Below are 14,664 nucleotides of genomic sequence, written 5' to 3' on the forward strand. Positions count from 1 at the left end.
GGAATGTGAAGGTGCATTCCTGTGCGCGCGGGTCGTATGTCCGAGGGGATGGAGCGGTAGCAACACCGCCGCGCACAGGAAGGCGCGGCGATTCTACGAAGATTGATAGCTCAGAGCCATCATTTTTGTCCGACAAACTGACGGATCAGCTTTCCAGCCACACGTCGCGCGCCCAGTGCCATACCGATTCCCAGGTTTCTTCGGTCACCAGCTCTTCTTCGGCCGACCACAGCACCACGGTGCCGTCTTCCTCGACGCAGTAGTAATCGTCACCATCCTGGCAGATCGGAATCAGCGAACGGTCCACGCCGGCATCCCAGGCATTGGCCGCCACGTCAGGCAGGTAGGTATGCGATTGCGGGTCGGTAACGGTCACCGGCTCCAGGCTGCCGTACACCACATCGCTGACGGTCAACAGGAACTCCCTGAAGACGAACGGGATATCGATGAACAGCTGTTCTTCAATCTCGACCAGCAGGTCTTCGTCGGGCAACTCAAGCGGTACGGGTACCGGTTCGTTGGCTTCACGCAGTTGCTCGATGATTTCTTCCACGGGTTCAATCCTCTTACCTTGACGACACGCTGCGCGTTATACCCTAGTAGGACGCTACGCTAAAAGCAAAACCCCGGGCAAGCCCGGGGTTTTTTGTGCAATGCCTCAAGATCAGCCGTTCTGGCGGATCCCTGCGACCAGCCAAGGCTGGTTTTCGCCCTGGGCACGTTCCATGTTCCAGCTTTCGCTGAACACTTCGCCCTGGTCGAAACGCGAGGTTTTCGACACACCGCTGAAGGTCAGGGTGGCGATGGTGCGGTCGGCACGGTCATCCACGCCTTCCAGTTGCACGTTCAGGTCGTCGATGTAGGTGGACTGGAAGCCTTCACCCAGCTCGGCACGTTCCTTTTTCAGGAACTGCAGCATCTGCGGGGTAACGAACTCGGCGATCTTGTCGATCTCGTTGGCGTCCCAGTGCTGCTGCAGGGTCTGGAAGTGGTTGCGTGCAGCGGCCAGGAAGCTCTCTTCATTGAACCAGGCTGGTGCATTGATTACCGGGCGGGCCGCGGCAGGTGCAGCGGAACCACCGAAGATCGACGGCTGAGCCGGTTGCTCGTGAACTTCACGCTGGAACGGCGCGTGACCGGCAGCGGCCATCTGCGGCTGTTGCTTGCGGCGACGGGCGGCAATGAAACGGAAGATCAGGAAGGCGATGACCGCCATGATCAGGATGTCGAAGATCTGCATGCCCTGGAAGCCGTCGCCCATGAACATGGAGGCCAGCAGGCCACCGGCGGCGAGGCCGGCCAGAGGGCCGAGCCAGCGCGAAGCACCGCTGGCGGCTGCCGGTGGACGGCCTGCCGCATTTGGCGTGGCGGCCGGCGTGGCCGGAGCGGCCTGGCGCGTCTGGTGGGTCGGCGCGGCGCCCGAGCTCTTGCCGCCGCCGAAGCGCTTGGCGTTGGCGTCGAGGCTCAGCGTAAGGCCGATGCACAGCGCCAAGGCGATGCTAAGAAAACGTTGCATAGAAGGGTATTCCCGTTTTGTGGAGTGCACGCGCGCCATGGTGCACAGGTTGTAGGACACATGACTAGCGCCATAATGTTTCTATCTTTTGCTTGGCGCTGTGGGATGTTTACCAAGTGCGTGTAGCAACTGCCCCACCTCTTCGCCGGCAAGGCGGGCTCCCACAGGGGACGGCCTTGCCGGCGGAGGGTGTTACAGCGGCTCCAGCTTGGCGTAGCCAAGCATCAGCCACTTGCTGCCTTCGGCGAAGTTCACCTGCACCCGCGCCTGGGCACCGGCGCCCTCGAAATTGAGGATCACGCCCTCGCCAAACACCGCGTGCTGCACGCGCTGGCCGAGGTTGAACGCGGTTTCGGGGATGTTCGCCGCACCGAACAGGCTGCTCGAATTCTGTTTCTGACCCGAGCCGAACGGCCGGCTGACGCTGTTGGACAAGCGCACTTCCTGCACCAGCCCCGCAGGGATCTCACGCACGAATCGCGACACCTTGTTGTAGGTTTCGCTGCCGTACAGGCGCCGGGTTTCGGCGTAGGTCATCACCAGCTGCTGCATGGCGCGGGTAATGCCCACATAGGCCAGGCGGCGTTCCTCTTCCAGGCGGCCGGGCTCTTCCAGGCTCATCTTGTGCGGGAACAGGCCCTCTTCCATGCCCACCAGGAACACGTGGGGGAACTCCAGGCCCTTGGCGCTGTGCAGGGTCATCAGCTGGATGCTGTCTTCGTGTTCCTCGGCCTGGGCATCGCCGGCCTCGAGGGAGGCGTGGCCCAGGAACGCAGCCAGCGGCGACAGCTCGGCGTCTTCCTCGGCGCTTTCGAAGTTGCGCGCGGCGCTGACCAGTTCTTCAAGGTTTTCTACCCGTGCCTGGCCCTTTTCACCCTTTTCTTCCTGGTGATAGATGATCAGCCCGGACTGCTCGATCACGGTCTGGGTCATCAGGTGCAACGGCATGTCCATGACCTTGGCCGAGAGGTTCTCGATCAGCTCGATGAACGCGGCCAGGGCGCTGGCGGCACGGCCCTTGAGGCCCTTGTTGGCGATCAGCAGGCTCATCGACTCCCACATCGATACCTGGGCGTGACGGGCGTGTTCGCGAATCGCCTCCACGGTCTTCTCGCCGATGCCGCGCGGCGGCACGTTGATCACCCGCTCTAGCGCCGCGTCATTGCCACGCCCTTCAAGCAGGCGCAGGTAGGCCATGGCGTTCTTGATCTCGGCGCGTTCGAAGAAGCGCTGACCACCATAGATGCGGTACGGGATGCGCTCGCGCAGCAGGGCTTCCTCGAGCACCCGCGACTGGGCGTTGGAGCGGTACAGGATGGCGATGTCGCTGCGCGCCATGCCGGTCTTGAGCGCGCTTTCGATGGTCTCGACCACATAGCGCGCTTCGTCGTGTTCGTTGAAGGCGGCGTACAGGCTCAGCGGTTCGCCGTCGCCGCCGTCGGTCCACAGCTCCTTGCCCAGGCGATCACTGTTGTTGGCGATCAGGGCGTTGGCCGCCTTGAGGATGCCGGCGGTGGAGCGGTAGTTCTGCTCCAGGCGGATCATCTGGGTGTCGGGGAAGTCGGCACTGTACTGGTGGATGTTCTCGATCTTGGCGCCGCGCCAGCCATAGATGGACTGGTCGTCGTCGCCCACCACCATCAGGCTGTCACCGCCCTGGGCCAGCAGGCGCAACCAGGCGTACTGCACGGCGTTGGTGTCCTGGAACTCGTCCACCAGCAGGTGGCGGAAGCGCCGCTGGTAGTGCTGCAGCAGGCCCGGGTTGTCGCGCCACAGGTCCAGCGCGCGCAGCAGCAGTTCGGAGAAGTCGATCACGCCGGCGCGCTGGCAGGCTGCCTCGTAGGCCTCGTAGATGCTGCGCATGGTGCCCAGGAACAGGTCGCCGCTGGCCTGGATGTGCTGCGGGCGCAGCCCTTCGTCCTTCTGCCCGTTGATGAACCACTGCGCCTGGCGTACCGGCCAGCGCTGTTCGTCCAGGCCCAGCTCGCGGATCACCCGCTTGACCAGGCGTTGCTGGTCGTCGCTGTCGAGGATCTGGAAGTTCTGGTTCAGCCCCGCTTCCTGCCAGTGGGCACGCAACAGGCGGTGCGCCAGGCCGTGGAAGGTACCCACCCACATGCCGGCCGGGTTGATGCCCATCAACTGCTCGATGCGCTGGCGCATCTCGGCGGCGGCCTTGTTGGTGAAGGTCACCGACAGCACCGAATGGGGTGAGGCCTGCTCGACCTGGATCAACCAGGCGATACGGTGCACCAGCACTCGGGTCTTACCGGAGCCGGCACCGGCCAGAACCAACTGGCGACCAAGCGGGGCCGCTACGGCCTGGCGTTGGGCGTCGTTGAGGGAGTTCAACAGGAGGGAGAGGTCATCGCGCATCCGGCCATTTTAGGGGCGCAAGCGAGCCGGGGGCAAACCCATGGTGGAAAAAGATCGCCCAAGGCGCCGCCCGCTCATCGGGCGCGCCCCTTGGCCCGCGTGCTTGAGGGCTCGGCACTGAAACCAGGTTCCATAATTGCCACGCACAATTTATGACCCAGAGCAGTTTGGCCCAGGCGCCTGCTTGTGTATGCTCCGTGCTCGTTCGAGGCTCACCATTACAAGAACATTGCCTATGACCTTCGCATCTGCCTCCGTCAGCGTGCCGCTGGAAGCGCGCCGCGGTATTCGCAAACAGTTCGCCACGCAACTGGCCGTCGAGCGTACCCGTCTGTTGTACCAGGGCTCGTTGCTGCCCACCCTGTTCATGCTGCTCAACGGCCTGGTGTGTGCCTGGCTGCTGTGGAGCCCGCAGCGCTACCTGCTGGTCAGTGTGTGGATCGTCTGGTTGATGGCGCTGGTAGCGCTGCGGGTCATTCAGGTTGCGGCCTTCGACGCGGCGATGCCCGATCGACAGGTGCAACCGACCTGGTGGCGCATGTTCCTGCTCGGTTCGGCCTTCAGCGGCCTGACCCTGGCCAGCGCGGCGATTGCCCTGGTGCCTGTGGATAACTTCGTGCAACAAGCCTGGGTCTTCGGCTTGCTGGGGGCCGCGACCCTGTCGGCGAGTGTGGCCTACGCGGTCAGCCTGCCGGCGTTCCTGAGTTTCACCTTGCCGTGCCTGCTGCCGCCGATCGCGTTTCTGTTCTGGCGCGGTGACGAGCAGCAGCAGGGCTGGGGCTGGCTGGGGCTGATCCTGCTCGGCGCGTTGATGGTGGTGGCCTGGCAGGTCAATCGGCTGATCGAGGGGGGCCTGTTGCGCCGCTTTCAGAACCAGGCGCTGATCGAGCACCTGCAGGCCGCGCAGGCGCGCAGCGAGCGGCTCAACAAGGCCCTGGCGACCGAGGTCGAGCAGCGTCGGCTGATCGAGGAGCAACTGCGTCAGGCCCAGGCCGGGCTGGAATCGAGGGTGGCGCAGCGCAGCCAGGAGCTGGACCGCGCCAACCAGGCCCTGAGCAAGAGCGAGCAGCGCCTGGCCCTGGCGCTGGAAGCCAGTGAGCTGGGGCTGTGGGACTGGAATCTGGAAACCGACGAGGTGCATCACACCCAATTGCACGAGCTGTTCGGCCTGAACCCGGAGCAGGTGCGGGCGGTGCAGGCGCACCTCAAGCCGCGCCTGCACCCGGATGACGTGCCCGCGCTCAAGCGCGCCCTGGTCGACCACCTCAAGGGGCGCACCGACGATTACCGTATCGAGTACCGCTTCCGCCACGCCCAGGGCCACTGGTGCTGGATCGAGGACCGCGGCCGCGCGGTGGAGCGCGATGCCGCCGGGCGGGTGGTGCGCATGCTCGGCACCCGGCGCGACGTGAGCGCGCGCAAGGCCCAGCAGGAACAGCAACGCCTGGCCGCAACCGTATTCGAGGCGGCCAGCGAAGGCATCGCGATCATGGGGCCGGACTATGCCGTACTGGCCGCCAACCAGGCGTTCTGCCACATGACCGGCTACGTGCGCGAAGAACTGCTGGGGCGCAATGCGCTGGAGCTGCCATGCAGCCGCGACGCGCGCCGGCACTACGGTGCCATCGACCAGGCCCTGGCGCAGCAGGGGCGCTGGGAAGGCGAGCTGGTTGAGGCGCGCAAGAGCGGGGAACTCTACCCGCAGTGGCTGCAACTGACCGGCGTGACGGATGCGCGTGGCCAGGTCGGCACCATCGTGGGTTTCTTCACCGACCTGTCGGCACGCCGCGAGTCCGAAGAGCGCCTGCGGTACCTGGCGCACTACGACGAACTGACCGGCCTGGCCAACCGCGCGTTGTTCCGCCTGCGTCTGCATGAAGCCGGCCAGCGCCTGCGTGGCAGCGGTCGCAGCCTGGCGCTGCTGCACATCGACCTGGACCGCTTCAAGCTGCTCAACGACAGCCTGGGTCACGAACTGGCCGACCGGCTGCTCAAGACCATGGCCCAGCGCATCGGCAACGCAGTGCCCGAGGCCGATACCGTGGCGCGTCTGTCCGGTGACGAGTTCGTGGTGCTGTTCGACGGCTATTCACACCTGTCCAGCCTGGTGCGGGTAGCGACGCGCCTGCTGGACAAGCTGCGCGTGCCGCTGCGTGTCGACGGGCACGAGCTGGTGATCAGCGCTTCAGTGGGGGTCAGTCTGCTGCCCGATGCCAGCCTGGATGTCAGCACCCTGGTGAGCCAGGCCAACATGGCCATGCAGCACGCCAAGCACCTCGGCGGCGACGGGTTCCAGTTCTACACCGAGAGCCTGCAGGCCAGCACCCTGGAGCGCCTGCAATTGGAGAACCAGCTGCGCAAGGCCATCGAAGAGCGCCAGCTGGAGGTCTATTACCAGCCCAAACTGTGCCTGACCAGCGGCCGCCTGCAGGCTGCCGAGGCCCTGGTGCGCTGGCATCACCCACAGGTGGGCATGGTGCCACCGGGCGACTTCATCGGCCTGGCCGAAGAGACCGGGCTGATCGCGCCGATGGGCGAGTTCGTGTTGCGCCAGGCGTGCTGGCAGGCCTGTGAATGGCAACGGCAGGGGCTGGCGCCGATTCGCGTGTCGGTGAACCTCTCGGTGTATCAGTTGCGCCAGGGCAAGCTGGTCAGCCTGGTGCGTCAGGTGCTGGAAGACAGCGGCCTGGCACCGCACCTGCTGGAGCTGGAGCTGACCGAAAGCCAGTTGCTCGACAGCGTGGAGCACATCATCGCGACCTTTCATCAGTTGCATGAACTGGGGGTCAAGCTGGCCATCGACGATTTCGGCACCGGCTATTCGTCGCTCAGCTACCTCAAGCGTTTTCCGGTGAATTACGTGAAGATCGACCAGACCTTCATCCGTGGCCTGCACGAAGGCAGCGAGGACGCCGCGATCACCCGTGCGATCATTGTCATGGCCCACAGCCTGGGCCTGCAGGTGGTGGCCGAAGGGGTGGAAACCCAGGAGCAGCTGGCGTTTCTGCGCGAGCAGGGCTGCGATGAGGTGCAGGGCTACCTGATCAGCCGGCCGGTGGAGGCCGACAGCCTGGCCGCCTTGCTGCGTGAAGATCGGCGCTGGTAGCCCCACGGCCAGGGCCCCGATCAACGGGGCCCTGGCGTTGTAACAAGTCGCAGCCTGCCGGTCAGTGAGTGACCAGGATCTCCTCCAGGCTCACCAGCAGTTTGCCGTTGTGGAAAATATCCACTTTCGGGATGTTGCTGTGGTCGCCGTCCATTTCGAAACAGACCGCACGTTCGGTGATCACCTGGGCAGCCAGGGCGTCCACGTTCTCCAGCTTCAGTTCCAGCGCCAGGGCGTGCGATTTGTCCTGGATGGCGCGTTTCACCAGCACCGGCACGATGGCCGAGGTGGCGACTTCCACGGTGCCATACACTCGAAACCTGGCGTTGCCCGGCATCTTGTCGTTCTGCGCGATCCAGCCTTTTGCTTTCAGGGACATTCCTTTGTACTCCATTCGATGGTGGGTGGGATGTTGCGTGCCCACTATCGAACAGCGCGGCTGCACCCGGCAGCCGGAAAACTTTCAACCGTGCCAGGCGCGTCCCTGGTGAGCCAGCAGGCTATGGGCCTGGTCCGGGCCATTGGAGCCGGCCGGGTAAGGGCGCGGGGCCTGGAAGTGCTCCTGCCAGCCAGTCAGGATCGGGTCGATCCAGGCCCATGCGGCCTCCACTTCGTCGCGGCGCATGAACAGGGTCGAGTCGCCGTCCAGAACATCCAGCAGCAGGCGTTCGTAGGCGTCCCAGCGTCGTGCCTGGCCGAACACCTGGGCCAGGTTCAGGTTCAGTTCCACCGGCTCCAGGCGCATGCCCTTGCCCGGTGCCTTGGTCATCATCTGCAGGCTGATGCGCTCATCGGGCTGCAGCTGGATCAGCAACTGGTTGGCCTGGTCGCCGTCGAACAGGCGATGGGGCACCGGCTTGAACTGGATGACGATCTGCGAGGAGCGCTTGGCCATGCGCTTGCCGGTACGCAGGTAGAAGGGCACGCCGGCCCAGCGCCAGTTGTTGATGTGGGCTTCGACGGCGACGAAGGTTTCGGTGTCGCTGTCGTTGTCCACGTCCTTCTCGAAGTAGTAGGCCGGAACCTCCTGCCCGCCGATCTTGCCGGCGCTGTACTGGCCGCGCACGGTCTTGTCCTGCACGTCCTGCCCGGTGATGGGTTTGAGGGCCTTGAGGATCTTGACCTTTTCATCGCGCACCGCCTCGGCCTCGAACTGCGCAGGTGGCTCCATGGCTACCAGGCAGAGCAGTTGCAGCAGGTGGTTCTGCAGCATGTCGCGGGTCGCGCCGGCACGGTCGTAGTAGCCGCCGCGGTTTTCCACGCCGAGGGTTTCGCACACGCTGATCTGCACGTGGTCCACCTGGTTGGTGCGCCACACCGGTTCCAGCAGCGCGTTGGCGAAGCGCAATGCCATGAGGTTCTGCACCGTCTCCTTGCCCAGGTAGTGGTCGATGCGAAACACCTGGGATTCGGCGAATACCGCGCCGATGGCGCTGTTGATCGTGGTGGCGGACTCCAGTGAGTGGCCGATGGGTTTTTCCAGCACGATACGCGCTTCGCTGTCGACCAGCCCGGCCACCTGCAGGTGGGTGGCGATGGGCACGAACAGGTTGGGTGCGGTGGCCAGGTAGTAGACCCGCGTCAGCCCGCCGGGCTCGCCCAGAAAGCGGGCGAGGCGGCCGAAATCGGCGCTCTGCATGGCGTCCATGGAGAAGTAGTCCAGGCGCGTGGAAAAGCGGTGCCACACCTCGTCGCTGAAGTCCTGGGGCGCGATCTGGGCGCGGCAGCGGCGTTCGACCAGCTTGAGAAATTCAATCCGTGGCAAGGGCCGGCGGGCCAGGGCGATGATCCGCACGGCGTTGTGCAGACGGCCTTCGCGAAACAGGTGGTAGAGCGCTGGAAGCAGTTTGTTCAGGGCCAGGTCGCCGGTGCCGCCGAACACCAGAATGTCGCACGGGATAGTCAATGCCACCACTCTCCAAGATCGTTTAGCTGGGCGGGTCGCCGGTCATGTAGTATAACTACAAGAAAGCTACAACCCGGTCAGCCGATCATAACCGAGTCCTGCCCTTGAATCTGTTGCAACACATCGCCCAGTCGCGCCATCTGCTACGCAAATCGGAACTGAAGGTTGCCGATCACGTATTGCTCGATCCAGCGGCTGTCATGCATAGCTCCATGGCTGATCTGGCGCACAGCGTCGGGATCAGCGAGCCGACCATCGTGCGTTTCTGCCGGGCGATCGGTTGCACCGGTTTCCAGGACCTCAAGCTCAAGCTGGCGCAAAGCCTGGCGGCGGGTGCGAGCTTCGGTCAGTTCGCGATTCATGAAGACGATTCGGTAGCCGACTACAGCCTGAAGATCTTCGACACCACCCTGCACACCCTGATGGAAGTGCGCGAGCACCTCGATGCCCAGGCATTGCAGCGCGCCGTGACGGCCATGGCCCAGGCGCAGCGCGTGGAGTTCTACGGGTTTGGTGCATCGGGTGCGGTGGCTGCTGATGCCCAGCACAAGTTCTTCCGCCTGTTGCTGACGGCAGCGGCGTATTCCGACCCGCACATGCAGGCGATGTCGGCGGTCACCCTCAAGCCGGGTGACGTGGCGATCTGCATTTCCCAGTCAGGGCGTTCCAAGGACCTGCTGATCACTGCCAACCTGGTGCGTGAAAGCGGTGCGACGCTGATCACCCTGTGCCCGAGCCAGACCCCGCTGGCCGAACTGTCCACGGTCAACCTGGCCATCGACGTGCATGAAGACACCGAAATCTACACCCCGCTGACCTCACGTATCGCCCACCTGGTGGTGATCGACGTGCTGGCCATGGGCGTTGCCATGGCGCGCGGGCCGAGCCTGGTCAACCACCTCAAGAGCGTCAAGCGCAGCTTGCGCAGCCTGCGCCTGTCGCCCAAGTCGATCAAGGCGATGGACGACTGATCGTCTTGCACCGCCCGAGCTGACACCTTCGCTGGCTTGCCAGCGAAGGGCAGCACCGCATACCACGCCTGATTGTTCATGCTTTTGTAACCCTCCCGCCGCCAAACCGTAACCCCGCCCGGGCACGCTGAAACTCCCCGCAATCGACCAGGGAGACACGCAATGGCTCGTGAATTCGATGGCTCGCACCAACCTACCGCCAAGTCCCGCAAGCAGCAGGAAAAGGATCAGCGCCGCATGGAGTTTCGCCGCGCGATCGAAAGCTATTCCGAGCAGCGCCAATTGCTGCAGGACATCGCCGACTACCCCGAACTGCACGCTGTCAGCGTATGGCAGGTGTCAGCGGCAACGTCCCCGAGAAACGCTCAACAAGCGCGCTGATCTGCGCACGTTCGCTGCGGATGAACGCAACAAAGGCCAGGGCCACCGGCGACTGCCGCTTGGCCTTGGCCTGCACCACGCACCAGCTGCGATACAGCGGCAGCTCCTCTACCGGCAGCTCGCGCAGCACCCCGGTGGCCAGTTCCATGTTCAGTGCATGCCGGGTCAAAAGGGCGATGCCAAGGCCTGCGATCACGCATTCGCGCTGGGCGTCGGCCGATGCCACTTCCAGGGTCTGGGTGAAGTGCACGCGCTTTTCCTTGAAGTACTCCTCGCACGCCTTGCGCGTGCCCGAACCCTGTTCGCGCACCAGCAGCGTATGCGGCTCCAGGTCCTGCAGGCGCAGGCTGTCGAGCGTGCACAGCGGGTGATCGGGCGGGGCCACGGCCACGATCGGGTTGTTCAGGAAGGGCAAAAACTCCAGGCCCATGTCCTGCGGCACCATCGACATGATGATCAGGTCGTCGCGGTTGTCCGACAGGCGCCGGATGGCCTGGGCGCGGTTGACCACGGTGAGGGTCAGGTTGACCTCCGGGTGCAGGCGCTTGAAGGCGGCGAACAGGTGCGGCACGAAGTACTTGGCGCTCGATTCCACCGCCAGCTTGAGCTGGCCCTGCAGCGAGCCCTGCATGTCCGACAGCTGCATGTCGAGGCTCTCCAGGCGTCCGAAGATGTCCCGGCTGGCGCGCTGCAGCGCCTCGGCGGCCTCGGTGAGGTAGAGCTTCTTGCCGACGTACTCGAACAGCGGCTGGCCTACCAGTTCTTCGAGCTGGCGGATCTGTAGACTAACGGCGGGTTGCGTCAGCGACATCTCCTCGGCGGCCCGGCTGTAGGAACGCAAATCACACACTTCATTGAAGATCTGCAATTGACGCAATGTCATACGCATCAGTGACTTACGCATATTTCCCGTCGCCTCGGCAAAACCCTGTTACGGCACTATAAGCAATTGCTAATGCTGCCCCTAACAAATATTGATTTTTGTTTATTCACGTTCGGCGCTAGGGTGATTATACGACTGGCCAGCGACGTCTGGTCACGCGCCGACCGGTACTGCCGGTTCGTTTGTTACCAACGGCTTTGGGAAGACTCCAGTGATAAAAAAAATCCTGATCGCCAACCGGGGTGAAATCGCAGTACGCATCGTGCGTGCCTGCGCCGAGATGGGCATTCGCTCGGTGGCGATCTATTCCGACGCCGACCGTCACGCCCTGCACGTAAAGCGTGCGGACGAGGCCCATAGCATCGGTGCCGAACCCCTGGCCGGTTATCTCAACCCGCGCAAGCTGGTGAACCTGGCAGTGGAAACCGGTTGCGATGCGTTGCACCCGGGCTATGGTTTTCTGTCGGAGAACGCGGAGCTGGCGGACATCTGCGCCGAACGCGGGATCAAGTTCATCGGCCCGGCCGCCGAAGTCATTCGCCGCATGGGCGACAAGACCGAGGCGCGGCGCAGCATGATCAAGGCCGGCGTACCGGTCACCCCGGGCACCGAAGGCAACGTGGCCGACATCCACGAAGCCCTGGAAGAGGGCGACCGCATCGGTTACCCGGTTATGCTCAAGGCCACTTCCGGCGGCGGCGGGCGCGGCATTCGTCGCTGCAACAGCCGCGAAGAACTCGAGCAGGCCTTTCCGCGGGTGATTTCCGAAGCCACCAAGGCATTCGGTTCGGCCGAGGTGTTCCTGGAAAAATGCATCGTCAACCCCAAGCACATCGAGGCGCAGATCCTGGGTGACAGCTTCGGCAACGTAGTGCACCTGTTCGAGCGCGACTGCTCTATCCAGCGCCGCAACCAGAAGCTCATCGAGATCGCCCCCAGCCCGCAGCTGACCCCCGAACAGCGCGCCTACATAGGCGACCTGTCGGTGCGCGCGGCCAAGGCCGTGGGCTACGAGAATGCCGGTACCGTGGAGTTCCTGCTCGCCGATGGCGAGGTGTACTTCATGGAAATGAACACCCGGGTGCAGGTGGAGCACACCATCACCGAGGAAATCACCGGTATCGACATCGTTCGCGAACAGATCCGCATCGCCTCGGGCCTGCCGCTGTCGGTCAAGCAGGAAGACATCCAGCACCGCGGCTTCGCGCTGCAGTTCCGGATCAATGCAGAAGACCCGAAAAACAACTTTCTGCCCAGCTTCGGCAAGATCACCCGCTACTACGCCCCCGGCGGCCCGGGCGTACGCACCGACACGGCGATCTACACCGGCTACACCATCCCGCCGTTCTACGACTCGATGTGCCTGAAGCTGGTGGTCTGGGCGCTGACCTGGGAAGAAGCCATGGACCGCGGCCTGCGGGCCCTGGACGACATGCGCCTGCAGGGGGTCAAGACCACCGCCGCGTACTACCAGGAAATCCTGCGCAACCCGGAATTCCGTAGCGGCCAGTTCAACACCAGCTTCGTCGAAAGCCACCCTGAACTGACCAACTACTCGATCAAGCGCAAACCCGAAGAGCTGGCCCTGGCCATCGCCGCCGCCATCGCCGCCCACGCAGGCCTGTGAGGAACCCTACAATGTCCAAGAAAATTTTCGTAACCGACACGATCCTGCGCGACGCCCACCAATCGCTGCTGGCCACCCGCATGCGCACCGACGACATGCTGCCGATCTGCGACAAGCTCGACAAGGTGGGCTACTGGTCGCTGGAAGTGTGGGGCGGCGCGACCTTCGACGCCTGCGTGCGCTTCCTCAAGGAAGACCCGTGGGAGCGCCTGCGCAAGCTGCGCGCAGCACTGCCCAACACCCGTCTGCAGATGCTGCTGCGCGGCCAGAACCTGCTTGGCTACCGGCACTACAGCGATGACGTGGTCAAGGCCTTCGTGGCCAAGGCAGCAGTCAACGGCATCGATGTGTTCCGCATCTTCGACGCCATGAACGACGTGCGCAACCTGCGCGTGGCCATCGAGGCCGTGAAGGCGGCCGGCAAGCATGCCCAGGGCACCATCGCCTACACCACCAGCCCGGTGCACACCATCGAGGCGTTCGTGGCCCAGGCCAAGCAGATGGAAGCCATGGGCTGCGACTCCATCGCGATCAAGGACATGGCCGGCCTGCTGACCCCCTACGCCACCGGCGAGCTGGTCAAGGCACTCAAGGCCGAGCAGTCGCTGCCGGTGTTCATCCACAGCCACGACACGGCCGGCCTGGCCGCGATGTGCCAGCTCAAGGCCATCGAGAACGGTGCCGACCATATCGACACCGCCATCTCCAGCTTCGCCTGGGGCACCAGCCACCCGGGCACCGAATCGATGGTTGCAGCGCTCAAGGGCAGCGAGTTCGATACCGGCCTGGACCTGCAACTGCTGCAGGAGATCGGCCTGTACTTCTATGCCGTGCGCAAGAAGTACCACCAGTTCGAAAGCGAGTTCACCGCCGTGGATACCCGCGTGCAGGTCAACCAGGTACCGGGCGGGATGATTTCCAACCTGGCCAACCAGCTCAAGGAGCAGGGTGCGCTCAACCGCATGAACGAAGTGCTGGCCGAGATCCCGCGGGTGCGTGAAGACCTCGGCTTCCCGCCGCTGGTCACGCCCACCTCGCAGATCGTCGGTACCCAGGCGTTCTTCAACGTGCTGGCCGGCGAGCGCTACAAGACCATCACCAACGAGGTGAAGCTGTACCTGCAGGGCGGCTACGGCAAGGCACCGGGGGTGGTCGACGAGAAGCTGCGTCGCCAGGCCATCGGCAGCGAAGACGTCATCGACGTGCGCCCCGCCGACCTGCTCAAGCCCGAGATGACCAAGCTGCGTGCCGACATCGGCAGCCTGGCCAAGTCCGAAGAAGACGTGCTGACCTTCGCCATGTTCCCGGACATCGGGCGCAAGTTCCTTGAAGAGCGTGAAGCCGGCAGCCTGACCCCTGAAGTGCTGCTGCCGATTCCGGAAGCCGGCGCGGTGGCCTCGGCCGGTGGCGAAGGCGTACCAACCGAGTTCGTGATCGACGTGCACGGCGAGACCTACCGCGTGGATATCACCGGTGTGGGCGTCAAGGCCGAAGGCAAGCGCCACTTCTACCTGTCCATCGACGGCATGCCGGAAGAGGTGGTGTTCGAGCCGCTCAACGAATTCGTCGGCGGTGGCAGCAGCAAGCGCAAGCAGGCCAGCGAGCCGGGCCATGTGAGCACCACCATGCCGGGCAACATCGTCGATGTGCTGGTCAAGCAGGGCGACACGGTCAAGGCCGGCCAGGCGGTGCTGATCACCGAAGCGATGAAGATGGAAACCGAGGTGCAATCGGCCATCGCCGGCAAGGTTGCAGCCATACACGTGGCCAAGGGCGACCGGGTCAACCCGGGCGAGATCCTGATCGAGATCGAAGGCTGACTCAGGCCTTCATCTGCAAGCGGTTAACCTCTGGGGAGCGAATTGCTCCCCTTTTTTTATCTTCTGTTGGATACGCCC

The 14,664-nt window shown here is 64.0% G+C and carries 11 protein-coding genes; 5 read left to right on the top strand and 6 right to left on the bottom strand.

Annotated features, from left to right (window positions below):
• Positions 1-145 precede the first annotated feature (145 nt).
• The 3 genes from QMX96_RS07020 to uvrD form a co-directional block, all read right to left on the bottom strand.
• The gene (locus QMX96_RS07020) at positions 146-553 is read right to left on the bottom strand and encodes an SMI1/KNR4 family protein (protein ID WP_014720555.1); all 408 of its coding nucleotides are present in this window, start codon (positions 551-553) and stop codon (positions 146-148) included.
• 111 nt (positions 554-664) lie between these two features.
• Positions 665-1,516: a TIM44-like domain-containing protein gene (locus QMX96_RS07025; protein WP_043861520.1), complete on the bottom strand. Its 852-nt coding sequence runs from the start codon at positions 1,514-1,516 to the stop codon at positions 665-667.
• Positions 1,517-1,708: 192 nt separating this feature from the next.
• Positions 1,709-3,892 (bottom strand): DNA helicase II, encoded by a 2,184-nt coding sequence (uvrD, locus tag QMX96_RS07030; protein ID WP_054916451.1) that lies wholly within the window; start codon positions 3,890-3,892, stop codon positions 1,709-1,711.
• Between the two features lie 235 nt (positions 3,893-4,127).
• Between uvrD and QMX96_RS07035 the strand changes: the two genes are divergently transcribed.
• On the top strand, positions 4,128-6,998 hold the full coding sequence (locus tag QMX96_RS07035; protein WP_054916452.1) for an EAL domain-containing protein: 2,871 nt from the start codon (positions 4,128-4,130) through the stop codon (positions 6,996-6,998).
• A gap of 61 nt (positions 6,999-7,059) precedes the next feature.
• On the opposite strand, the gene QMX96_RS07040 is transcribed toward QMX96_RS07035, so the two are convergent.
• A complete protein-coding gene (locus QMX96_RS07040; RefSeq protein ID WP_282361477.1) occupies positions 7,060-7,377 on the bottom strand; it encodes a hypothetical protein in 318 nt (105 codons plus the stop codon).
• A gap of 84 nt (positions 7,378-7,461) precedes the next feature.
• Entirely contained in the window at positions 7,462-8,904 is a 1,443-nt protein-coding gene (gene zwf, locus QMX96_RS07045) for a glucose-6-phosphate dehydrogenase (protein ID WP_043861580.1), read from the bottom strand.
• 104 nt (positions 8,905-9,008) lie between these two features.
• On the opposite strand from zwf, the gene hexR reads away from it, so the two are divergent.
• Positions 9,009-9,875, top strand: coding sequence for a transcriptional regulator HexR (hexR, locus tag QMX96_RS07050; RefSeq protein ID WP_043861524.1), 867 nt, complete (start codon positions 9,009-9,011; stop codon positions 9,873-9,875).
• 162 nt (positions 9,876-10,037) lie between these two features.
• The gene (locus QMX96_RS07055) at positions 10,038-10,256 is read left to right on the top strand and encodes a hypothetical protein (protein ID WP_078481432.1); all 219 of its coding nucleotides are present in this window, start codon (positions 10,038-10,040) and stop codon (positions 10,254-10,256) included.
• Here QMX96_RS07055 and QMX96_RS07060 read toward each other — a convergent pair.
• Complete coding sequence (locus QMX96_RS07060; RefSeq protein WP_162484870.1) at positions 10,198-11,145, bottom strand: LysR family transcriptional regulator; 948 nt, start codon at positions 11,143-11,145, stop codon at positions 10,198-10,200. The genes QMX96_RS07055 and QMX96_RS07060 overlap by 59 nt on opposite strands.
• A 205-nt stretch (positions 11,146-11,350) precedes the next feature.
• On the opposite strand from QMX96_RS07060, the gene QMX96_RS07065 reads away from it, so the two are divergent.
• Together QMX96_RS07065 and oadA are read left to right on the top strand one after the other, a co-directional pair.
• Positions 11,351-12,766 (top strand): acetyl-CoA carboxylase biotin carboxylase subunit, encoded by a 1,416-nt coding sequence (locus QMX96_RS07065; RefSeq protein ID WP_043861526.1) that lies wholly within the window; start codon positions 11,351-11,353, stop codon positions 12,764-12,766.
• An 11-nt stretch (positions 12,767-12,777) separates the two neighbouring features.
• Complete coding sequence (oadA, locus tag QMX96_RS07070; RefSeq protein ID WP_043861527.1) at positions 12,778-14,586, top strand: sodium-extruding oxaloacetate decarboxylase subunit alpha; 1,809 nt, start codon at positions 12,778-12,780, stop codon at positions 14,584-14,586.
• Positions 14,587-14,664: the final 78 nt, after the last annotated feature.

This window comes from Pseudomonas sp. PS01300, from assembly GCF_029960155.1.
GTDB lineage: Bacteria > Pseudomonadota > Gammaproteobacteria > Pseudomonadales > Pseudomonadaceae > Aquipseudomonas > Aquipseudomonas palmensis.